Genomic DNA, 21,003 nt, shown 5'->3' on the forward strand with positions numbered 1-21,003 from the left:
ACTGTAGCCGCCCCGACGTTTACGGCTCCGTCGTCACCGCGTCCTGCACAGCCGCGGTGACCGTCGGCGACGGCGCCACCGTCGGCTCCGCGGTGGGTTCCGGCGCCACGGTGGGGGCCGGCTGTTCGGTCTCCTCCTTGGTGGGCTTGGGCTTCGGCTTCGGTTTCGGAGCCTGCGTGGTGGCCGGGGGCGTCGTCGCCGGCGCCTCCGTGGTCTCCGCGACGGTGGGCGTGGGCGACGGCGTGGGCTCCACCGTCGGCTCCTCCGAAGGGGTCGGCGACGGCGTGGGGGTGGGGGACGGCGTCGGCGACGGGGTGGGTGACGGCGAGGGCTCCTCGCTGGCCGGCGGCTCGGACTCGTCGGTCGTCTCGCCCTTGTCCGCCTTGATGTCCTTGGGCTCGTCGAACTCCTCCACCGGCATGCCCTCGGTGGCGCGGGCCATGTAGGACACCCAGGTCATGAGCGGATAGCTGGAGCCGAAGAACGTCCGGTCCTGGGGGCGCTTGTAAGGCTCGAGGTCCTCGTTGCCCCCGTCGCCGGCGACGTACATCACCGCCGTCGAGATCTGCTTGGTGTAGCCCACGAACCAGGCCGACGTGATGGCGTCCTCGACGCCGTTGGTGCCGGTCTTGCCCGCTACCGGGCGGCCCAACTCCTGGGCGCGACGACCCGTGCCCTCCTGGACGACGGAGCGCAGGGAGTCCGTCACGTTGGCGGCCACGTTGGCGTCGATGGTCTGTTCGTTGGCGGGCTTGGCCTCGTAGACCACCTGCCCGTCGCGGTCCAGGACCTGCTTCACGATGTGGGTGGCGTTGCGCTGGCCGGAGTTGGCGAGCGTGGCGTAGGAGTTGGCCATGTCGACGGGGCTGACCTCGCCGAAGCCCAGCGCGATGCGGTTGCCGGACTCCTCCCAGGCGGGCCCGGTGGGGGCACCCGCGTCGTTGGCGGCCTTGATCACTTCCTGCTGGCCGTTCTCCATCTGCTCGGTGAGGTCGACGAACGCGGTGTTGATCGAGTCCGCCGTCGCCTTGCGCAGCGTGACCGGGCCGTACTGGTTGCTGAACTCGTTGCGGACGGGCTGGGTGTCGCCGCGGGGGGTGAAGGTGTCGCCCTTGAGGATGGACTGCAGGGAGAACCCGTTGCGCAGGCCCGCGATGGTGGCGAACGGCTTGAAGGTCGACGCGGCGGGGCGCTTGGTCAGCGACCAGTTGCGGGAGCTCTTCACGTAGTCGGCGCCGCCGTAGAGCGACAGCACGCCGCCGCTGGCCGTGTCGACGGAGGAGATGGCCACGTGCAGCTTCGACGGGTCAGGCGTGCCCTCCGCGTCGGCCGCGGCCTGAGCGGTGTAGCGCTGGGCCTCCTGGATGGCGGCCTCCTGCATGGGTTTGCTGAGCGTGGTGACGATCCTGAGGCCGCCGCCCTGGATCTCCCCCTCGGAGAAGCCGTTGGCGAGCAGTTCGTCCTCGACCATCTTGATCAGGAAGCCCTTGGGGCCGCCGTAGCGGTCGTTGACCGGCACCTCGGGGAACGTGGGCAGCGCGGGGCGCGCCGCGTCGTGCTCGGCCTGCGAGATGGCGCCCATCTCGAGCATGCCGTCCAGCACGTACTGGTAGCGACCCAGCAGCCTGTCGAGCTTCTCCTGGCCGCCCGAGGGGTTGAACCCGGCGGGGTTGTTCAGGATGGCCGCGAGGGCGGCGGACTCGCCGACGGTGAGGTCCTTCGAGTCCTTGAGGAAGTAGGACTTCGCGGCGGCCTGGATGCCGTACGCGCCGCGGCCGAAGTAGATGGTGTTGAGGTAGCCCTCGAGGATCTCCTCCTTGGGCATCTCACGGCCCATCTTGGTGGCCAGGAACAGCTCGCGCACCTTGCGCGACATCGTCCGGCTGGAATCGAGGTAGAGGATCTTGATGTACTGCTGCGTGATGGTGGAGCCGCCCTGCACCTCGCCGCCGCGGGCGATCGACCAGGCGCCGCGCAGCATGCCGGGCACCGAGAATCCCGGGTCCTCCCAGAAGGACCGGTTCTCCGCCGCGATGACGGCGTCCTTCATCAACTGCGGCATCTCGTCGTAGGGGATGGTGACGCGGTTCTGCACCGCGAGCGACCCCAGCTGGTTGGCGCCGTCCTGGTAGTAGAGGAACGTCGTGTTGGTGGTGAAATCCGAGTTCGGGTCCGGCAGGTCCGTGGTGTTGTAGAGGTACGCGAAGCCGCCGATACCCACGAGGCCACCGATGATGAACAGCACCAGGGCGGTGATGCCGATGCGCCCCCAGATCTTCCGGGCGCGCGATTTCTGCGCACCCTTCTTACCTGCAGTACGCTTCGCCGCAGCCTTCTTGCCAGTCGTGGCCATGTGTCCCTCTCACCGTTGACAACCACGCCGACCCCGCAGAGCCGACCCTTTCCAGGGTAAGTGTCGCGCTCAAGCAGACCGAATCGGGGCTTTGGGCCGAGCCGCGGGTCAGGCAGAGTGAAGTTGTGCAGCGGAGTCGATGCACAACTCAGATATGCCTCGGCATGCCTGGCGGGTGGCCCGTCAGAGCGACGGCGGCTTCATCCCGCCGGGCAGGATCGGGCCGCGGATCCCGGCCTCCGCCAACGCCCGTTGGGCGCGGGCCCGCACGGCTCGCATAGGCGCCCACTGCTGGTTGGGGCCGGTCTTGATCAGCACCTGCACCGTCATGGTGCCGCCCTCCATGGCCCCCACGCCCAGCACCGTCGGCGCCTCGAGCAACTGCTCGGCGAACTCCGGCTCCTCGTCCATCCGTCCGACGGCGGCGCGCAGCAGGTCCTGCACCTTCTCCGGGTCCTCGTCGATGGCCACCGGCACGTCGATGGTGGCGGTGGAGAAGCCCTGCGACACGTTGCCCAGCGTCAGCACCTCGCCGTTGCGCACGTACCAGACGGTGCCCGTCGCGTCCCGCAGCTTCGTCACGCGGAGGGTGACCTCCTGGACGGTGCCGGTGAGGTCGCCGACGCGGATGAGGTCGCCGACCCCGAACTGGTCCTCGGCCAGCATGAACACACCGGAGAGGTAGTCCTTCACCAACGACTGGGCGCCAAAGCCGAGCGCCACGCCGCCGACGCCGGCCGAGGCGATCAGGGGCCCCATCGGCACGCCGAACGTGGCCAACACGGTGAGGAGGACGACCACCAGCAGCACGATGTCGACGACGTTGCGCAGCAGCGAGCCGAGCGTCTCGACCCGCTGGCGATGCCTCTCGGCGCTGACTCCGCTGGCGCGGGCGAGGATGCGCCGGGCCCGGGTGCCCAGGTCGTCACCCACGGCACGCTCGCGCGAGGCGAGGCTCTTGACCGTGCGGCCGATGGCGAACATCAGGACGAGGCGCAGGATGAGCGCCACCGTGATCACGATGCCGGCCAACAGCAGCTTCTCCCAGAAATCAGGCATGGCCACATTCTGCCCTGCGCGCGAAGGGTAGAATCGACGCCCGTGCCCAGCTTGACCGCCGCCCAGACCAACGCGATGCAGGAACTCCTGCGCATCGCGCCCGTCATCGATGACCTGGGCAGGCTGTTCCGCAACGCCGGCCACGAGTTGTACCTCGTCGGCGGCTCGGTGCGCGACGCGCTGCTCGGCCAACTGGGTCACGACCTCGACTTCACCACCTCCGCCCGCCCGGACCAGACGCACGCGCTGCTGAAGAAGTTCACCCCGTCGACGTGGGACATCGGCCGCGACTTCGGCACCATCGGCGCCCACAAGAAGACCGCCGACAGCGAGTGGCAGATCGAGATCACCACGTTCCGGGCCGACATCTACCGCAGCGAGTCCCGTAAACCCGAGGTCAACTTCGGTGACGACATCGACGGCGACCTCGTGCGCCGCGACTTCACCATCAACGCCATGGCCATCAACGTGGCCACGCGGCAGTTCGTGGACCCGTACGGAGGCCTCGAGGACCTCGCCGACGGCCTCATCCGCACCCCCGGCACACCCGAGGCCAGCTTCTCCGACGACCCGCTGCGGATGATGCGCGCCGCCCGGTTCGCCGCCCGGCTGGGCTTCACCGTCGCGCCCGAGGTGGTGCAGGCGATGAAGGACATGGCGGAGCGGATCGGGATCGTCTCGGCCGAGCGCATCCAGGCCGAGCTGACCGGCCTGCTGCTGACCGACCAGCCCCGCGAGGGCATCGACCTGCTGGTACGCACCGGGGTGGCGGAGATCATCCTGCCGGAGCTGCCCGCGCTGCAACTCGAGATCGACGAGCACTCCCGGCACAAGGACGTCTACGAGCATTCGCTGACCGTGCTGGACCAGGCGATCGAGCTCGAGAAGGCCCGAGGCCACGAGCCGGACATCGTCAACCGCCTGGCCGCGTTGCTGCACGACATCGGTAAGCCGCCCACCCGCCGCTTCGAGGCGTCGAAGGTGACGTTCCACCACCACGACGTCGTCGGGGCGAAGATGGCCACCAAGCGGCTCAAGGCCCTGATGTACCCGAACACGGTGGTGAAGTCCGTGGCCAAGCTGATCGACCTCCACCTCCGCTTCCACGGGTACGCCGACGGCGAGTGGAGTGACTCCGCGGTGCGCCGGTACGTGCGCGACGCGGGCGACGAGCTCGAGCACCTGCACATCCTGACCCGGGCGGACTGCACCACCCGCAACGTGCGCAAGGCCACCAAGCTGCGCCGGGCCTACGAGGAGTTGGAGTGGCGCATCGACGAGCTCGCCGAGCAGGAGGAGCTCAGCGCGCTGCGTCCCCACCTGGACGGCACGCAGATCATGGAGATCCTGGACATCAAGCCGGGCCGCGAGGTGGGCGCCGCCTACGCGTTCCTGCTCGAACACCGCACGGAGAACGGGCCCCTGGATCACGACGACGCCGTCGAGCTGCTGAAAAGCTGGTGGGCCGAGCGCAACGCTGGTTGAGCCCGTCAGCGTGCGACGGGTCCCGGCCTGTACCTGAGCCATCGCACCTTGACTCGTGCGACGTGGCTCCTATCGTTGGCGCTCGCTCGTGCGCGCAGCATCCACGGCCCCTCGAGGATTTCTCCCATTGGGCCGTTCCGGCACAGTTTTGTCAGTGCTGACTATTTTAATAGTGCGTATGGACGACATGCGTGATCTGGGGCAGCGGTACATCGCCGCGCTCTGGGACGCCGTGCCCTCGTTCGGAACCGGCCACGACACGGCGGATCGGCTCGCCGGCATGGTGGCCGCGGTGGCCGAGGCCGAAGCCCAGCTGGCCGGGCTGCGGCTGCACCTCATCCATGAGGCCAGGCTCGCCGCCGCCGCTCCCGTCATCGACCAGGTGCGCCACTCGGTGCGCACCACCACCGGCCAGGCGGTCGCCTCCCTGAAACTCGCCACAGACCTCGCGGAAAGGTTCCCACTGATCGCCGCCGCCCTCCACGAAGGCGCCATCTCCCTCGCCCAGGCCGAGGGCATCATCGACGGCCTGCGGAAACTCCCCCGCTCCCTCACCCGCGCAGACCTGGCGAAGTGCCAGGAAACCATCCTCGAACACGCCGACACCCTCGGCCCGGCCGAACTGCGCGCCCTCGCCACCCGCCTCCACGAACTGGTAGACCCCGACGGCGCAGACGCCGCCGCGCAACAACGCCTCGACGCCCAAGACCGCGCCGCCATGCGCAACCGGTACCTGCGCCTCACCCCAGACCACCACGGCGGCACCAGAGTCACCGCGCTGCTGCCCACCGCCCACGCACACCTGCTCGAGGCGCAACTCGACGCCATCGAGCCGCCCCTGTCCTCCTACCGCGAGGCAGGAGAACTGCCCAGCCGGGAGGTCCGCCGCGCCGATGCCCTGGTGCTGCTGGTCCAGGCAGCCGCCGCCACCGGGCAACTGCCCGCCCACGGCGGGGACAGGCCGCAGGTCACCGTCACCCTGAACTACGACACCCTGCTCACCGGGCTCGGCAGGGCCGGCATCGTGGGCGCCGACGATCTCGACGGGCTCTCCGCCGGCGACGCCCGCCGGTTGGCCTGCGACGCAGACCTCATCCCCGCCGTCCTCGGCGGGAACTCCCGCCCTCTCGACGTCGGGCGGAGGCATCGACTGTTCACGCCTGCCATCCGCACCGCGCTCGTCCTCCGCGACGGAGGCTGCGCGTTCCCCGGCTGCACCGTCCGCCCCGCCTCCTGCGAAGCGCACCACATCATCCCGTGGTGGGCCGGCGGTGAATCCTCGATAGTCAACGCAGTCCTGCTGTGTCCACACCACCACCGCCTCGTCGAGCCAGACCCGCAACAATCAGCCGAATCGCAGTGGCAAGTGCACCTGGATCCGGACACAGGGATGCCGTGGTTCACCCCACCCCGGCACATCGACCCAGCCCGCACACCACGACAACATCCACGCCACCTACTACGCGAACTCACCCCGCCACCCAAGGCACCACCCTGCCCTGATGAAGCACATTGTGACCCGCCGAGCCTGGAAGAACTCCTCTCGCGCAGCGCGGAGGTATGGCATGCGGCTGGAGGCGGGTTTTCTCCCGGTTCCCTGGACTTATCCGCGCCGGTTGCTGAATGATGGGGCGCGAGATCAGGAGGGCACATGATCAACTGGACCGCCGCCGACGGTGCGCTGAGCGCAGAGGTCGCGGGCTGGGCGCTGGACAGCGCCACGGACGCCATCATCGTGATCGACGAGGACGGCCTGGTGCGCGCCTGGAACCGGGCGTGCGTGGACCTGTTCGGCTGGTCGAAGGAGTACGCGCTGGGGCGCGACGTCGACTTCATGATCCCGCTGAAGCTGCGCGAGGCGCACCACCGGGGCTTCTCGTCCGCGATGCTGCGCGGCGCGCTGGCGTCGGACGGCCAAGCCCGCCGCACCAAGTCGCTGCGGGAGGACGGCGGGAGCGTCTACATCGACATGACGTTCGCTGCGCTGCGCAACGACCAGGGCGAGATGGTGGGCGCGGTCGCCGTGGCCAGGCCCGCGTCGGAGCGCGACATCCCCACGCACGGCCGCAAGCGCTACACCGGCCCGCTGGTGGACGTGACGTTCGACTCCGCGCTGTGCAACCACAACGGCCAGTGCGTGCGCACCATGCCCGAGGTGTTCAACACGGCCAACCGTCCGTGGATCAACCCGTCGGCCGCCGATGACGCCGAACGCGAAGAGCGCCTCCGCACCACCGTGCGCAACTGCCCGACGGGGGCACTGCAGCTCGCCGAGGTCGGCTCCCCGGACGAGGACCCCGCGGCCGGCTGACTGGAACGCCTCCATGAGTGGGGACCCCGGAGTCCTTCAACTCCGGAGTCCTCATTCAGGTGTCAGATCGGCTTCGGGGGTCCTTCGTGAGCGCTGCGCTCGTTCCTCGCTTGCCGGTTTTCAAGAACCGGCCGAGTACAACTTCGGGCCGTCGCTGTCGCCCGAGTTCGGCTCAGAGCCGGTACGCAACATCACGATGTTGTTGAAGACCCACTGGTTCGACTGGCTGAAGGCGTAGCCCCCGCCCGGCTTGGCGGTGGCCGCGTACACCGTCGTCCACGTGTAGCTGCGGCACGCGCCGCGGCCCGTGGCCGCGGTGTCGCCGAGCGGGTTGCCCTCCCACGCCGCCCGCGTCATGTACGGCAGGTAGGTCAGGTTGTTGAAAGCCCAGGCGTTCTCGCGGACGTACTCGCCACCCCGGACCCGCACGATCGTGGCCCAGATCTCCGTGCGGCACCGCTCGGTCTGCGAGTAGGGCTCGCAGGTGGTCATCCACTGGCGGCCGTTGAGCTCGAAGATGCCGGGCGCCGTGTACGGCGGCTTCGGCTCGAAGCGCCCCGGAGTGCTCGGCGTGGCCCGTCGACGATCCGCTCGATGGCGTTGGTCTGGTACTGGCCCAGTCTGGCGGACCGCGTGGGCGTGCCCGGCAACGTCTCCGACCCGTAGGGCTCCGCGCCCAGCCACGTCAGGTAGCGGCCATAGGTCTCCTGGAGGAAGGTGTCGAAGCGGGTGTCGCCCACCTTCGGGATGTACCTGTCAGCCACCGGGGTCAGGCTGTTGAGCCCGTCCACGCGGTAGGTGGTGGTGGCCTTCTTGCGCTCGGCCGCCGAGGCGAGGAACGACGCAGCCGCACCCGATCCGTCGTCGGCCGCCAGCTCTTCGAGCCCAACGGACACAAAACAAGGGCCCTGGAATACCAGGGCCCTTGTCAGAGGCGGTTCGACGGGATCAGCGCTCGTTGATCGGCCGGTAGTCGCGTTCCTTCTCACCGACGTAGATCTGGCGCGGGCGGCCGATCTTGCGGTGCGGGTCCGCATGCTGCTCACGCCACTGCGCGATCCAGCCTGGTAGCCGGCCGAGAGCGAACAGAGCGGTGAAGTGCGATGCGGGGAAGCCCATCGCCTCGTAGATCAGGCCCGTGTAGAAGTCGACGTTCGGGTACAGCTTGCGCTCGATGAAGTACTCGTCGTTCAGCGCCGTCTCCTCCAACTCCAGGGCCATGTCGAGGAGGTGGTTGTTCTTGTCAGTGCTGCGCAGGAGCGTGTCTGCGTGGCCCTTGATGATCTTGGCCCGCGGGTCGTAGTTCTTGTACACGCGGTGGCCGAAGCCCATCAGCTTCACGCCGGACTTCTTGTCCTTCACCTGGGACACGAAGTCCTTGATGTTGAGGCCTTCGGCGCTGATCTCACGCAGCATCTCGAGGACCGCCTGGTTGGCGCCGCCGTGCAGCGGGCCGGACAGGGCCGCCACACCGGAGCTCATGGAGGCGTAGATGTTGGCGTCTGCAGAGCCGACGAGGCGCACCGTCGAGGTGGAGGCGTTCTGCTCGTGGTCTGCGTGGAGGATGAACAGCGTCTCGAAGGCACGTACGACGTCGGGGTCGATCTCGTACTCCTCCGACGGCGTGCCGAAGGAGAGGCGGAGGTAGTTCTCGACGTAGCCCAGCTTGGTCTGGGGGTAGAGGAACGGCGCGCCGATGGACGACTTGTAGGCGTAGGCCGCCAGCGTCGGCATGGAGCCGAGGAGCCTGAGCGACGACTCCTCCACGTGCTCCGGGTTGTGCACGTCGAGGTGTTCGCGGTGGAACGCACCCAACGCGGTGACACCGGCAGCGAGCACCTGCATGGGGTGGGCCCCCCGCGGGAAGCTGCGGTACAGCTCACGGAGTCGCTCGTCGAGGGTCATGCGGCGGGAGATCTTGCCGTAGAACTCGTCGAGTTCTGCCTGGGTGGGCAGTTCGCCGTAGATCAGCAGGTAAGCCACTTCGATGAAGGTGGCTTTCTCTGCGAGCTGTTCGATGGGGTACCCGCGGTACTGCAGGATCCCCTTGTCGCCGTCGATGAATGTGATGGCCGAAGTGCACGACGCTGTGTTAACGAAGCCAGGGTCCAGGGTGGTGAGCCCCGTGCTCGACAGCAGTTTGCTGACGTCGAAACCGTTGTTCCCCTGTGTGGCCTCCACGATCGGCAGATCGAGCTCGAGATCCCCGTATTTGAGGACTCCGTTGTCGGTCATGCGTATGCCTTTCCTTCTACTCCCGTGCGACCGTCGTGGGCGCCGGTGTGGGTTCCTTTGGCTGCGCCCCCACCTTACAACTTGGATCGAGTCCACAAAATCGATCGTCCAAGTCTGGAGGGGTCCCACCAAAACGAAGGGTCCGCCCCCGAAGGAGCGGACCCTTATTGTTGAGTTCTAATCAGAGACCGTCGTGCGATTCAGCGCGGTGCACCGTCTCGCCCGTGTTGGGATCCTGGACGGTGCGGGCCTCGGTGACGCGGGTGCGCTGCGAGGCCAGAAGTGCCCAGATGAGCCCGATGACGCCGGCGGCGATCAGGATGTAGCCGATCATGTCGAGGCTGACGTAAGGCACCTCAGCATCGACGGCCCACACCAGGATGGCGCCGATGGCCATGAGGATGATGCCAGAACCGATTCGCATGGTTCCTCCTTGTTTCAGTTTCGCGTGGACGGCAGCCCACATAATCACCGTAACGCCTTTCCACCGGCAGGTATATGGGTTTCTCTCATACGTTTGGGTGTGTTGGCATGGGTTCACCGAAAGTTAACTCGCGCGCGTTAATCTGCGCTGGTGAGCACATCCGCAATTCCAGACATCACGCCGTCGCCCGAGACGACCGGTGCCCTTTCCTCGGCGCAGGCCAGTAAGGGCAAGGTCTTTTCGTGGGCACTGTGGGATTGGGGAACACAGCCTTTCGCCACGGTCATCACCACCTTCGTCTTCGCGGTCTACCTGACCAGTTCGGCCTTCGGCCCGAAGGACGAGGTCACGATGAAGCTGGCCTGGGCCACGGGGATCGCCGGGCTGTTCATCGCCCTGTTGGCCCCGGTGCTGGGCCAGGGATCTGACCGTTCCGGCAAGCGGATGTTTCACCTCAGGTGGCAGACCTGGTTGCTGGCCGCCATCTGCGCCGCGATGTACTTCGTGGCGCCCGCCCCCGAGTACTTCCTCCTGGGCGCCATCCTCCTGGGCGCGGGCAACGTCGTCTCCGAGATCGCCAACGTCAACTACTACGCGGCCATCGACCAGGTGTCGACCCCGCGCAACGTGGGCCGCGTCTCCGGCCTCGGATGGGGCCTCGGCTACCTGGGCGGCATCTCCATCCTGCTGCTCATCATCGCGCTCATGGGCTCCGGCTTCGACGCGGACCAGGTGCGCCTGTCGATGCTGCTGTGTGGCGCCTGGACGCTGGTCTTCTCCATCCCGATCTTCATCGCGATCAAGGACCGTCGGCCGGCGCATCCCGCGCCGTCGCTGGGCATCGTCGGCTCCTACCGGGCCCTCTTCAGCTCCATCAAGCGGCTGTCCCGCACCGCGCCCAACACGCTGTTCTTCCTGATCGCCGCGGCACTCTTCCGCGACGGGCTGGCCGGCGTCTTCACCTTCGGTGGTGTGCTTGCGGCCGGCACCTTCGGGTTCGAATTCAGCGAGGTGGTGATCTTCGGCGTCGCCGCCAACGTCGTCGCCGGCGTCTCGACGATCCTCTTCGGCCTGCTCGACGACCGCCTCGGCCCCAAGAGCGTGATCATCGGCTCGCTCGTCGCGCTGGTGCTGCTCGGGCTGGGGGTGTTCGTGTTCCACGACGGCGGCAAGCCCGTGTTCTGGGGCCTCGGCCTGGCCATGTGCCTGTTCGTGGGCCCGGCGCAGTCCGCCAGCCGTTCCTTCCTCGCCCGCCTCATCCCCAAGGGCATGAGCGGCGAGATGTTCGGCCTCTACGCGACGACGGGCCGGGCCGTGAGCTTCCTGGCCCCGCTCATGTTCGGCCTGGCGATCGCGCTCGGGCTCGCGGTGACGGGCGCCGGCGACGAGGAGTCCGCGCAGCACTGGGGAATCCTCGGCATCGTCCTGGTGCTGCTGATCGGCCTGATCGTGGCGCTGTTCGTGAAGGAGCCGCCGAAGCACACGCTGCCTCCCGAGGACGAGCTCGTTGCCGCCCGCGTGGGCTGACCCAGGACGGGGCCGCGCGCCCCGTCGGGTGATTACGCTGGGGCGATGCACCTGACGAGCACCTCGATCGACGTGGACGGCTTCCATCTGCAGGCCCTCACGTCCACCGGTGACCACGCTCGCACCCTCGTGCTCGTGCACGGGCTGGGGGTGGCGTCCAGCTACTTCGAGCCGTTGGCCGAGGCGCTGGGGCGCAGCGGCCGGCTGGTGCTGCTCAACCTGCCCGGCTTCGGGCCCACCCCGGAGCCGGACCAGACGCTGCGGATCGCCGAGTTCGCCACGCTGGCCCGCCGCGCGGTGGCCGAGTTGGGCGTCGAGGGGGCCGTGTGGATCGGGCACTCGATGGGCGCCCAGGTGGTCGTCGAGGCGGAGGCCCAGCAACCCGGGCTCTGTTCCCGCATGGTGCTGCTGTCGCCCGTGGTCGACCGCACCAGCCGCCGGGCGCGCACCATCGTGCGCCAGTTCAGCCAGTCGGCGCTGAAGGAGAAGCCCAGCTCCGCCGCCGCGTCGGTCCGGGCCTTCCTCAGCTGCGGGCCGAAGTGGATGTGGCAGATCTTCCCCGCGATGCTGAACTACCCCATCGAGGACCGGATCTCCCTGACCCACGTCGAGACGCTGCTGGTGGCCGGCGAACTCGACCTGATGGCGCCGCGCCGCTGGCTGGAGGAACTGGCTGATCGGGCCGGTGGCCGCGCCCAGGTCGCCGTGGTGCCGGGCGCGCACCAGGCGATGCACACCCACGCCGAGAGGGTGGCCGAGCTGATCCTGGCCCCGTCCGGGCCGTACCACCCCACATCTGGATCCGGGGTCCGGGACGACGCCGCATCTGGATCCGGCGGGGCTGGGCCCCACCCGCCCGTCTCGGCCTGGTCGGTACTCCGCAACCCCCGGTCGGTCCGGGTCGCCGCCCAGGACTGGGCGGTGGCGCTGCGCGACCAGTACCTCTCGCTCCGCGCCCGCAGGGACGAGACTTCCGGCACCCCAGGCGACTGCACCGGCCCCGCCGTCGTCCTCATCCCCGGCATCCTGGAAAACCCGCGCTACCTGGCGCCGCTGCAGCAGTGGCTCGTCTCGCACGGGCACACCGTCCACCAACTGCCCGCGCTCGGCTGGAACCTGCGGGGGCTCACCGCCTCCGTCACCCAGGGCCTCGACGCGCTGGAGTCGCTCGAGGTGCGCGACGCCGTCGTCGTCGCCCACTCCAAGGGCGGGCTCATCGGCAAGGCCATGCTGCTCAGCCCCAGATCTGACGGCGTGCTGACCGGCATGGTGGCCGTGGCGACGCCGTTCAGTGGCTCGCAACTCTGGAACCGCGTGCAGCGGATGTTCCTGCTGCGGCGCTCACCCCTCGGGCTGTTCCACCCGGAGCACCCGGAGCTGGCCGCGCTCGTCGCCGAGCGCGAGGTCAACCGTCGGATCGTGTCCCTGGCCCCCGCGTTCGACCAGATGATCCCCGGCGGCTCGCATCTCGACGACGCCACGAACGTCACCCTGAGCGTCGAGGGCCACTTCCGCCCCGTGAGTGACCCGGCGGTGTGGGAGGTCATCCATGACCACCTGCACCAACTGACCGCGCAGTAGCGCGGGCGTCCCCGCGACGGCGATCCCGCGGCGCCCGTCGTGATCGAAACGTGGAAGGAACCCCATGCGGACAAAGAAGCCCGTACTCGCAGCCGTAGCTGTGGGCATGTCAATGATGCTGGCCGCCTGCGCGCCCAGCACCACTCCCGCTCCGGCCGAAACCTCAAGTCGCCGATGACGACCACCACCCCCCGCACCGCCCGAGGTGAACGCACCAAGGCGAAGATCCTGGATTCGGCGCGCACCGCGTTCGCCACCCACGGGTACCACGAGGCGTCGATCGGGAAGATCACGGAGGGCGCGGACGTGGCCATGGGCACCTTCTACCTCTACTTCCCCGGCAAGGCTGAGCTCTACCACGAGGTGGTCGTCGACCTGAACCGTCAGCTGCGCAACGCCATGCGCCAGGGCAGCGACGGTGCCGCCAACCGGCTCGAGGCGGAGCGCGGCGGGTTCCGCGCCTACTTCGACTTCCTCGCCGAGCACCCCGAGGTCTACCCCCTCATCCGCGAGGCCTGGTTCGTGGCCCCCGAAGCGATGCGCACCCACTACACCCGCATCTTCGAGGGCTACGCCGAGGCGTTGGCCGAGGCGGCAGGGCGGGCTGAGATCTCGGTGGCGAACACGGAGGTGGCTGCGTGGGCGCTGATGGGCGTCGGCGAAGTGGTGGGCATGCGCTACCTCAGCTGGGACGCCGGCCATCCGGCGGCCAAGATCCCCGACGACGTGTTCGAGGCCGTCATGGACTTCGTCACCAACGCGCTGCAACCTCGATGAGGACACGCATGAGCACCCCACTGAGCGGCCGGAAGGCGCTCGTCACCGGCGCCGGCATCCAGCGGGGCTCCCCCATCGAGGAGTTCGACCCGGCCGCGTTCCGGCTGCTGTAACGCATCATGCTGGAGGCGCCGTGCTCATCCGCGCTGCGCTGCCGCACATGTACGCGCAGGGGTTCGGCCGCATCATCAACATCTCGTCGGTGCACGGCCTGGTGGCCTCGCCGCTGGAGGGCGGCGCGCACGGCGTCACCTCCGTGCGTCAACCCGGGCTACGTGCCCACCCCGCTCGTCGAGGGCCAGGTGGCGGACCAGACCAGGACGCACGGCATCTCGGAGGCCGAGGTGATCGAGAAGGTGATGCTGGTGCAGGGCGCGCTGGTGTCGTTCCTCGCCGGCCCTACGGCACCAACCCCGCGGCGTCGCTGCAGGGGCTTGGCTACCCGTGGGAGAAGACGAACCTGCACGGCGGTGCCCTCGCGCTGGGCCACCCCGTCGGGGCGTCCGGGGCCAGGTTGGCGTTGCACGCGGCGATGGAGTTGCATCGTCGGGGCGCCGGGCGCGCGGGTGTCGCCTTGTGTGGAGGTGGAGGCCAGGGCGAAGCGCTGTTGCTCTCCGCCGACTCTTGACCGGTCCGCGAGTCGTGTCGCGCGGGCCCGTCCATAGGCGCCCACAGGAACCATCCGGCACAGCATGCGTTTAGCCGTGGGCAAGGGGGCGCCCTTCGCGGTAGGTCGGGCGTTGGGGGTGCCCGCCGATGACTGGCTCGGTGGAGACCACATCTCCGGCGGGTGGGGTCCCACATGGGCGAGAAGGGCGCCCCCTTGCCCACGGCGATCCGGCCCCAGGCGACCCGTCGACCACCTGAAGGATGTGCGGTCAGGCCCCCTGAGGCTGGTAGATGCAGGTGGGGTCCGACGCCAGCGGGTCGCCCAGCATGGCGTGGGCCCGCGCGCGGCTGCCGCCGCAGATCCAGTTGAACTCGCACACGCCGCACTTGCCGGAGTACGACGACGGCTCCCGCAGCGCCTTCATCATCGGCGCCTCCGCGTAGATCTCGCGGAACGACTGCTCCTTCACCGAGCCGCACTTGTGGGGCAGGAAGCCTGACGGGTAGACGTCCCCGATGTGGTCCACGAACGCGAACCCCCGCCCGCTGTTGACCCCGATCGGCGGCCGCGGCGTGCGGCGTTCGACAACGCTGCCCAGCAGCCGCTCGGTCTCCTCCGTCAACCACGCGTGGAGCTCACCGCGCTCCGGCATGGGCTGGCCCGCTGCGCGGAGGTCGTCGCGCTGGATGGCGACCCGACGGTAATTGGGCGCCTCGGTGACCTTGACGGCGACCCGGTCCGAGACGTCGTGCAGCCAGTGCAGCACGTCCTCCATCTCCTCCGGGTCGAGCGGTTCGAGGTTGGAGCCGCGCCCCATCGGCACGAGGAACAGCACGTACCACATGTGCGCCTTCATGCTCATGGTGGTGGCGAGCAATTGCGGCAGTTCCCGCAGGTTGTTGCGGCAGATGGTGGTGTTCACCTGGAACCGGAACCCGTGCTTGACCACGAGTTCCGCGGCCTTCATGGTGTCGTCGAACGTGCCGTCGATGCCGCGGAACGAGTCGTGCGTCTCTGCCGTGGCGCCGTCGAGCGACAGCGAGAACGCCTTCACCCCGGCCTCGCGGACCGAGGCGAGCCGCTCGTCGGTCAACAGCGGGGTGACCGACGGCGACAGCGCGATGGGCAGCCCGATGGAGGTGCCGTAGGCGATGAGCTCCTCCAGGTCGGGGCGCTCGAAAGCATCGCCGCCGGAGAAGATGACGATGGGCTTGGGGGTGCCGTAGCCGGCGAAGTCGTCGAGCAGCGCCTTGCCCTGCTCGGTGGTCAACTGACGCGGATCCGCCCGCGTGAACGCGTCGGCACGGCAGTGCCGGCACGCCAGCTGGCACGCCCGGGTGACCTCCCACACCAGGACGTGGGGTCGATCGCCGGCGTCGTGGTGCAGGGTACGCACCACACCCTTCGACTGCGGGTGGTGCATCGGGTGCTGGGACATGACCGCGATCCTACAGGCAGTAGTACGTGGCCGGGGACCTCGTCGCAGCTCAGGCCGCCACCAGAACCGGCACCGGGTCGAGGCCCACCAACACGTCGGTGCCCTCGGACAGCGCCGCCGTTTCGCGGGCGGTCACGAAGGCGGTGATCTCGTGGTCCGACTCCGCCATCGCCAGGTGCACGACGGCGTGGTCACCCTGGAACGACAACTGCCGCACCGTGGCCATCCTGCCCTCCCCGCCGTCGGCCCGGTCCTCGCAGGGGGTGACGGTGATCCGCTCGGGGCGCACCAACGCGGTGCCGCGGCCCTCCGTGATGGAGCCGGGGAGCGCGGGCAGCCACTGGTCCATCACGAGCACGTTCCCGGCCGAAACGACCCCCGGCAGCTCGTTGGTCTGGCCGATGAAGCGGGCCACGAAACCGGTGGCGGGACGCTCGTAGAGTTCGCGGGGCGAGGTGAGCTGCTCCAGCCTGCCCGCCTGCATGACGCCCACCCGGTCCGCCATGGCGAGGGCCTCGCCCTGGTCGTGGGTGACGAACAGCGTGGTGGTGCCGAGCTCCTGCTGGATCCGGCGGATCTCATCACGCAACTGCACGCGCACCTTGGCGTCGAGGGCTGAGAGGGGCTCGTCGAGGAGCAGCACGTCCGGGTTCGAGGCCAGCGCCCGGGCCAGCGCCACCCGCTGCTGCTGGCCGCCTGACATCTCGTGCGGGAAGCGGTTGCGCTGGGCGATGAGCCCCACCAGCTCGAGGTGGTGGTCGATGATGGCCTGGCGCTTCCGCCCGGGCACCTTCCGCATGGAGAGGGCGAAGTCGATGTTGCCGGCGACCGTGAGGTGGGGGAACAACGAGTAGCTCTGGAAGACCATCGCCATGTTGCGCCTGTTCGGCGGGGTCTGGGTGATGTCGCGGCCGCCCACCGACACGGCGCCGGAGTCGAGGTCCTCCAAGCCGGAGAGCACGCGCAGCGCGGTGGTCTTGCCGCAGCCGGAGGGGCCCAGCAGCGCGACGAGTTCGCCGGGGCGGATGTCCAGGTCGAAGTCGTCCAGGGCCTTCACTGCGCCGAAGCTGCGGCGCAGGCCGCGCATCTCGACGCCCACCGCGGAACTGCTCGTGCTCATGATGTGACCTTCCTCTTGCGCTGGCGCGACGTGATGTAGCTGAGCCCGACCAGCAGCGTGATGCCGAACAGCAGAGTGAGCAGGGACACGGCCGCCGCCACCTGGGGCGCGGCCTGGTTGACCAGCATGACGCCGGTCTGGAGGTTCTCGCGGGCGAGCATGCGGGCGATGGTGAACTCGCCCAGCACGACGGCGATCGAGATGAACGCGGCCGACGCCACAGCGTTGCTCAGGTTGGGCAGGATCACCCGCAGCAGTACCGTCGGCCAGGAGGCGCCCATGGAGCGCGCGGCGGCAGTGAGGGTGCGCACGTCGATGGCGCTGAGGCCGGAGTCGAGCGCCCGGTAGGCGAACGGCAACACGAGGATGACGTAGGCGAACGCCAGCCAGATGGCGTGGGTGTCGAGCACCCGCGTGGCGATGAAGCGGTACACCGGCACGAGGCCCACCACCAGCACGATGGCCGGCAGCGTCAACGGCAGGAGGACGACGAACTCGACGACCCTCGTCAGGCTGGGCAGCCGCAGCCGCACCCACACCATCGTCGGCAGGAGCAGCACGAACATGATCACCAGCGTCAGGGCGGCGATGACCAGCGAGTTCTGCAGCCCGGTGTAGAGCGGGCCGAGGCGTGCGGCGTCGCCCGCCCCGATGAGACGCCCCCAGGCGTCCCACGAGTAGGCGCCCGTCAGGGGGAAGCGGATGGAGAACTCGAACAGCGCGTAGAGCGGGTAGGCCAGGAACAGGCCGACGAGACCGAGGACCACCCAGCGGAAGACGGCCCGCCTGCGCGCCGACGTGGCGGCCCGGCTCATCGGGTCCACCGCGCGGTGCGCTTCTGCAGGAGGGCGTAGAGGCCCATCACCACGGCGATCACCACGATCATGCCGGCGGCGAGCGCCTGGGCGTAGGAATCCATGTCGGTGTTGTTCTCGTTGCGGATGGCCCCCTCGATCGCCATCGGCACGATGATCGTCTTCTGCGAGATCAGCGCCGCTGCCGTCGCGTAGGCCGAGAACGCGTTGGCGAACAGCAGCAGGAAACTGCCGAGGAAGCTGGGCGCGAGGATGGGCCCCGCCACGCGCGTCCAGAAGGTCCAGCCGGAGCCGCCCAGGTTCTCGGTGGCGTCGCGCCACTCCTGGCGCAGGCCGGCGACAGCAGGCAGGAACACGATGATCATCAGCGGGATCTGGAAGTAGCAGTACACGACGATGAGTCCCGGGATGGAGGTGAGGAAGTCGCCGGGGAGCGTCACGCCGAACGAGTCCGCCATGAGCCGCGTGAAGTTGCCGTTCTTGCCCAGCACGGAGATGAAGGCGAACGCGAGCATGACGCCGCCGAACTGCGCCAGCACCGACGAGACGGCGGTGTAGACGCGGTGCAGCGGCGACGTCGTGGGCACGGTCGCCAGCGCATAGGCCGCGACCCCGCCGACCACCGCCCCGATGAGGGCCGACGCGAACGCCAGCCAGGCGGTGGTGGTGAAGATCTGGACGGTAGCGGGCGTGAACAGCTTGGCCACGCCGTCGAGGGTGAACTCCCCGGCCCGGTTCCGGAACGCGCCGATGATCACGATGATCGTGGGCAGGAACAGGAAGATCACGAGATAGCCGAAGAAGGGGAGGGTCACCGCCGCGTCGCGGACCTGCCGCGCGACGCGTGATCTGGGGGCTGTCACGCCCGCTGCCGTCTGGAACATCAGGAGATCGTCTTGTCCCAGTTCTCCTGCAGGAACGCGGTGATGGCGTCGGACTGCTCGGAGGTGGGCGACACGAGGCTCTCCACCTGCGGTGCCGCTGCCTTGGCCTCGTCGGAGAACTCGTCGGCGAAGAGGACGTTCAGCACCGGCACGGCGCCGCCCTCGGCCCAGAGGTTCTGCGCGGGGGCCGAGAACAGGAACTCCTGCCACAGGCGCGCCGCGGCCGGGTTGGGGGCGTCGACGTTGATGGCCTGCTTGTAGTAGGACCCCAGCGTGATGTCCTCCGGGAGGAAGGTGGCCCACTCGACGCCCTGCGCCTCAAGCTTCTCGGTGACGGGCACCATGTTGTAGGACCAGTCGAAGACGACGCCGTGCTCACCGGATTCGATGGTGCCTGGGGTCACGTCGGTGAGGTTGAGGGTCTTTGCCTCGTTGAGCTTGATGAAGTAGTCCATGCCGGGCTGGGTGTCCTCCATGGAGCCGCCGTTGGCGAGGTTCGCCAACAGGAAGCCGTTGAAGGCCGCGCCGGCCTCGGCGGGCTTGCCGTTGAGGGCGACGGTGCCAGCGAACTTCTCGTCGGTCAGTTCGTCGAGCGAGGTGATCTCGCCGAAGAGCGTCTTGTTGTAGCCCACCACCATGACGCCGGTGTAGTCGGAGACCCAGAGGCCGGTCTCCTCCTTCTGGTCTGCGGGGATGTCGTCGAACTTCTCCACCTTGTAGGGCGCGAAGTGGTCGGTGGACGAGAGGGCGACGTTGGTGCCCAGGTCGAACACGTCCGGGGCCTTGTCGGTGCCCTTGTTGGCCTCGGCGGCGGCGATCTCTTCCTTCGAGGAGGCGTCGGGGGCCTGCTCGTTGATGGTGATGCCGTAGGTGTTCTTGAAGCAGTCGATGATGCGGCCGTAGTTGGCCCAGTCGTGCGGGAGGGCGATGGTGTTGAGCTGACCCTCGGCCTTCGCGGCGGCGATGAGGCCGTCGAGGCCACCGAAGTCGGCGGCGGAGGTGGCGGTGGCGGCGTCGATCTCGGCGGCCTTGGCCTCGATGTCGACGGGGGCGCAGGCGTCGCCGGCAGCCGTGGCGTCAGCGGCGGCGGCGTTCTCGCCGTCGGCCGGGGTGGTGTCGGCGCCGCAGGCGGTGAGGGTCACCAACGCGGCCAGGCCGACGAAAGCGGCGGTACGGATTGCACGCATGAGCGTTCCTTTTCTTCAGGGGCGGCCATCTGGCCACCGCCGTGGAAAGCTATGCCCCCGACCTGAACGGCGCGCACGTCCTGGCTGAACGCCGGGTGAACAGCAGGAAACGTGGCTGTCGCCGGCCGGTCGGTGAACCGCTGGCCATGGATCCTGCGCGGCTCGCTAGGCTGAGGCCAGTCCAACAAGATAGGGGCGGCCGGTGAAGGGCATCGTCGTGTTCTCCGGGTCGGCGCATCATGAGCTGGCCGACGAGATCTGTGACCACCTGGGGATGAGGCGCTCCGGCGTCAAGATCTCCCGCTTCAGCAACGACTGCCTCCAGGCCCAGTTGCTGGAAAACTGCCGCCAACGCGACGTCTACATCGTGCAGCCGCTCGTGCCTCCCACCCAGGAGCACCTGATGGAGCTGCTCCTGATGATCGACGCCGCCCGCGGCGCGTCGGCCGGTCAGATCACCGCCGTCATCCCCCACTACGCCTACGCCCGGTCCGACAAGAAGGACGCCTCCCGCATCTCCATCGGCGGCAAGCTGGTGGCGGACATGCTCGCGACGGCGGGCGTCGACCGCGTGCTGACCATGGCCCTGCACGCTCCGCAGGTGCACGGCTTCTTCTCGGTGCCGGTGGACCACCTCACCGCGTTGGGCGTCATCGCCGACCACTACCGCGAGCGGGATCTCACTGACTGCGTCGTCGTCTCCCCGGACCTGGGCAACGCCAAGCAGGCCACGCTCCTGTCGCGGCTGCTCAATCTCCCCGTCGCCGCGGGCTCGAAGCAGCGGCTGGCCGACGACCAGGTGGTCATCGACGCCATCGTCGGCGACGTCCGGGGCAAGCGCGCCATCGTGCTCGACGACGAGATCGCCACCGGCGGATCGATCGTGGAGATCGTGCGCGCGCTGCAGGCCTTCGGCGCTGCGGAGGTGAGTGTCGCCTGCACGCACGGGCTGTTCACGGGCAACGCGGTGGAGAAGCTGCTGGCCGTGGACGCCATCAAGGAGATCGTGTCCACCAACACGGTGCCGGCACCGGAGAACTTCCCGGGCCTCACGTGCCTGAGTGTCGCCCAGTTGTTCGCCAGCGCCATCGACCGGATCCACAACGGCCGCTCCGTCTCGAAGCTGTTCAACGACGTGGATCCGTCGCACGCCCCGCCGCCCCAGCCGGATGGTCTTTTCTGACGGACCCCGTGGCG

19 protein-coding genes are annotated in these 21,003 nt (G+C 68.7%); 8 read left to right on the forward strand and 11 right to left on the reverse strand.

The features are described from left to right. Positions 1-19: 19 nt before the first annotated feature. Both ACX1DX_RS09795 and ACX1DX_RS09800 read right to left on the reverse strand, forming a co-directional pair. The gene (locus ACX1DX_RS09795; protein ID WP_182763218.1) at positions 20-2,353 is read right to left on the reverse strand and encodes a transglycosylase domain-containing protein; all 2,334 of its coding nucleotides are present in this window, start codon (positions 2,351-2,353) and stop codon (positions 20-22) included. A gap of 183 nt (positions 2,354-2,536) precedes the next feature. Beyond that, positions 2,537-3,412, reverse strand: coding sequence for a mechanosensitive ion channel family protein (locus tag ACX1DX_RS09800; RefSeq protein WP_459396456.1), 876 nt, complete (start codon positions 3,410-3,412; stop codon positions 2,537-2,539). A 75-nt stretch (positions 3,413-3,487) separates the two neighbouring features. Between ACX1DX_RS09800 and ACX1DX_RS09805 the strand changes: the two genes are divergently transcribed. The 3 genes from ACX1DX_RS09805 to ACX1DX_RS09815 all read left to right on the forward strand — a co-directional run bounded on the left by ACX1DX_RS09805 (position 3,488) and on the right by ACX1DX_RS09815 (position 7,208). Continuing rightward, the gene (locus tag ACX1DX_RS09805; protein ID WP_459398205.1) at positions 3,488-4,897 is read left to right on the forward strand and encodes a CCA tRNA nucleotidyltransferase; all 1,410 of its coding nucleotides are present in this window, start codon (positions 3,488-3,490) and stop codon (positions 4,895-4,897) included. A 178-nt stretch (positions 4,898-5,075) separates the two neighbouring features. Beyond that, positions 5,076-6,524: an HNH endonuclease gene (locus tag ACX1DX_RS09810; RefSeq protein WP_459396457.1), complete on the forward strand. Its 1,449-nt coding sequence runs from the start codon at positions 5,076-5,078 to the stop codon at positions 6,522-6,524. 24 nt (positions 6,525-6,548) lie between these two features. After that, complete coding sequence (locus tag ACX1DX_RS09815; RefSeq protein WP_459396458.1) at positions 6,549-7,208, forward strand: (4Fe-4S)-binding protein; 660 nt, start codon at positions 6,549-6,551, stop codon at positions 7,206-7,208. Positions 7,209-7,328: 120 nt separating this feature from the next. Here the strand turns inward: ACX1DX_RS09815 and ACX1DX_RS09820 are convergent, their stop codons facing one another. From ACX1DX_RS09820 to ACX1DX_RS09835, 4 genes are all read right to left on the reverse strand, one after another. Continuing rightward, positions 7,329-7,700 (reverse strand): hypothetical protein, encoded by a 372-nt coding sequence (locus ACX1DX_RS09820; protein ID WP_459396459.1) that lies wholly within the window; start codon positions 7,698-7,700, stop codon positions 7,329-7,331. Further along, positions 7,697-8,104 (reverse strand): hypothetical protein, encoded by a 408-nt coding sequence (locus tag ACX1DX_RS09825; RefSeq protein ID WP_459396460.1) that lies wholly within the window; start codon positions 8,102-8,104, stop codon positions 7,697-7,699. The genes ACX1DX_RS09820 and ACX1DX_RS09825 overlap by 4 nt, the downstream gene beginning before the upstream one ends. A 52-nt stretch (positions 8,105-8,156) precedes the next feature. Beyond that, positions 8,157-9,443, reverse strand: coding sequence for a citrate synthase (locus tag ACX1DX_RS09830; RefSeq protein WP_182763212.1), 1,287 nt, complete (start codon positions 9,441-9,443; stop codon positions 8,157-8,159). 181 nt (positions 9,444-9,624) lie between these two features. Beyond that, positions 9,625-9,867: a DUF6458 family protein gene (locus ACX1DX_RS09835; protein ID WP_182763211.1), complete on the reverse strand. Its 243-nt coding sequence runs from the start codon at positions 9,865-9,867 to the stop codon at positions 9,625-9,627. 150 nt (positions 9,868-10,017) lie between these two features. Between ACX1DX_RS09835 and ACX1DX_RS09840 the strand changes: the two genes are divergently transcribed. The 4 genes from ACX1DX_RS09840 to ACX1DX_RS09855 all read left to right on the forward strand — a co-directional run bounded on the left by ACX1DX_RS09840 (position 10,018) and on the right by ACX1DX_RS09855 (position 14,380). Beyond that, entirely contained in the window at positions 10,018-11,394 is a 1,377-nt protein-coding gene (locus ACX1DX_RS09840; protein ID WP_182763210.1) for an MFS transporter, read from the forward strand. A 45-nt stretch (positions 11,395-11,439) separates the two neighbouring features. After that, positions 11,440-12,975: an alpha/beta hydrolase gene (locus tag ACX1DX_RS09845; protein ID WP_459396461.1), complete on the forward strand. Its 1,536-nt coding sequence runs from the start codon at positions 11,440-11,442 to the stop codon at positions 12,973-12,975. A gap of 174 nt (positions 12,976-13,149) precedes the next feature. Further along, positions 13,150-13,752 (forward strand): TetR/AcrR family transcriptional regulator, encoded by a 603-nt coding sequence (locus ACX1DX_RS09850; RefSeq protein ID WP_459396462.1) that lies wholly within the window; start codon positions 13,150-13,152, stop codon positions 13,750-13,752. Between the two features lie 133 nt (positions 13,753-13,885). Beyond that, complete coding sequence (locus ACX1DX_RS09855; RefSeq protein ID WP_459396463.1) at positions 13,886-14,380, forward strand: hypothetical protein; 495 nt, start codon at positions 13,886-13,888, stop codon at positions 14,378-14,380. Positions 14,381-14,630: 250 nt separating this feature from the next. On the opposite strand, the gene ACX1DX_RS09860 is transcribed toward ACX1DX_RS09855, so the two are convergent. The 5 genes from ACX1DX_RS09860 to ACX1DX_RS09880 are packed head-to-tail and all read right to left on the reverse strand — an operon-like array spanning position 14,631 to position 19,806. Continuing rightward, positions 14,631-15,800 carry a TIGR04053 family radical SAM/SPASM domain-containing protein gene (locus ACX1DX_RS09860; RefSeq protein ID WP_459396464.1) on the reverse strand — a complete coding sequence of 390 codons (1,170 nt, stop codon included), beginning with the start codon at positions 15,798-15,800 and terminating at the stop codon, positions 14,631-14,633. Between the two features lie 49 nt (positions 15,801-15,849). Then, entirely contained in the window at positions 15,850-16,920 is a 1,071-nt protein-coding gene (locus tag ACX1DX_RS09865; RefSeq protein WP_459396465.1) for an ABC transporter ATP-binding protein, read from the reverse strand. Next, on the reverse strand, positions 16,917-17,735 hold the full coding sequence (locus ACX1DX_RS09870; protein ID WP_459396466.1) for an ABC transporter permease: 819 nt from the start codon (positions 17,733-17,735) through the stop codon (positions 16,917-16,919). The genes ACX1DX_RS09865 and ACX1DX_RS09870 overlap by 4 nt, the downstream gene beginning before the upstream one ends. Continuing rightward, a complete protein-coding gene (locus tag ACX1DX_RS09875; RefSeq protein WP_459396467.1) occupies positions 17,732-18,619 on the reverse strand; it encodes an ABC transporter permease in 888 nt (295 codons plus the stop codon). Before ACX1DX_RS09875 ends, ACX1DX_RS09870 begins: the two co-directional genes overlap by 4 nt. Continuing rightward, entirely contained in the window at positions 18,619-19,806 is a 1,188-nt protein-coding gene (locus ACX1DX_RS09880; protein WP_459396468.1) for an ABC transporter substrate-binding protein, read from the reverse strand. The genes ACX1DX_RS09875 and ACX1DX_RS09880 overlap by 1 nt, the downstream gene beginning before the upstream one ends. Before the next feature lie 202 nt (positions 19,807-20,008). On the opposite strand from ACX1DX_RS09880, the gene ACX1DX_RS09885 reads away from it, so the two are divergent. Next, positions 20,009-20,989 carry a ribose-phosphate diphosphokinase gene (locus ACX1DX_RS09885; protein ID WP_459396469.1) on the forward strand — a complete coding sequence of 327 codons (981 nt, stop codon included), beginning with the start codon at positions 20,009-20,011 and terminating at the stop codon, positions 20,987-20,989. Positions 20,990-21,003 lie beyond the last annotated feature (14 nt).

It is taken from the genome of Tessaracoccus zhenghani (assembly GCF_054552775.1).

Bases quoted from the DNA above. Each gene is read 5' to 3' on its own strand.
- ACX1DX_RS09845 (WP_459396461.1), top strand. From the start codon at position 11,440: ATGCACCTGACGAGCACCTCGATCGACGTGGACGGCTTCCATCTGCAG.
- ACX1DX_RS09880 (WP_459396468.1), bottom strand. From the start codon at position 19,806: ATGCGTGCAATCCGTACCGCCGCTTTCGTCGGCCTGGCCGCGTTGGTG.
- ACX1DX_RS09870 (WP_459396466.1), bottom strand. From the start codon at position 17,735: ATGAGCCGGGCCGCCACGTCGGCGCGCAGGCGGGCCGTCTTCCGCTGG.
- ACX1DX_RS09820 (WP_459396459.1), bottom strand. From the start codon at position 7,700: ATGACCACCTGCGAGCCCTACTCGCAGACCGAGCGGTGCCGCACGGAG.
- ACX1DX_RS09800 (WP_459396456.1), bottom strand. From the start codon at position 3,412: ATGCCTGATTTCTGGGAGAAGCTGCTGTTGGCCGGCATCGTGATCACG.
- ACX1DX_RS09875 (WP_459396467.1), bottom strand. From the start codon at position 18,619: ATGTTCCAGACGGCAGCGGGCGTGACAGCCCCCAGATCACGCGTCGCG.
- ACX1DX_RS09835 (WP_182763211.1), bottom strand. From the start codon at position 9,867: ATGCGAATCGGTTCTGGCATCATCCTCATGGCCATCGGCGCCATCCTG.
- ACX1DX_RS09795 (WP_182763218.1), bottom strand. From the start codon at position 2,353: ATGGCCACGACTGGCAAGAAGGCTGCGGCGAAGCGTACTGCAGGTAAG.
- ACX1DX_RS09865 (WP_459396465.1), bottom strand. From the start codon at position 16,920: ATGAGCACGAGCAGTTCCGCGGTGGGCGTCGAGATGCGCGGCCTGCGC.
- ACX1DX_RS09810 (WP_459396457.1), top strand. From the start codon at position 5,076: ATGGACGACATGCGTGATCTGGGGCAGCGGTACATCGCCGCGCTCTGG.
- ACX1DX_RS09830 (WP_182763212.1), bottom strand. From the start codon at position 9,443: ATGACCGACAACGGAGTCCTCAAATACGGGGATCTCGAGCTCGATCTG.
- ACX1DX_RS09815 (WP_459396458.1), top strand. From the start codon at position 6,549: ATGATCAACTGGACCGCCGCCGACGGTGCGCTGAGCGCAGAGGTCGCG.
- ACX1DX_RS09850 (WP_459396462.1), top strand. From the start codon at position 13,150: ATGACGACCACCACCCCCCGCACCGCCCGAGGTGAACGCACCAAGGCG.
- ACX1DX_RS09805 (WP_459398205.1), top strand. From the start codon at position 3,488: ATGCAGGAACTCCTGCGCATCGCGCCCGTCATCGATGACCTGGGCAGG.
- ACX1DX_RS09860 (WP_459396464.1), bottom strand. From the start codon at position 15,800: ATGTCCCAGCACCCGATGCACCACCCGCAGTCGAAGGGTGTGGTGCGT.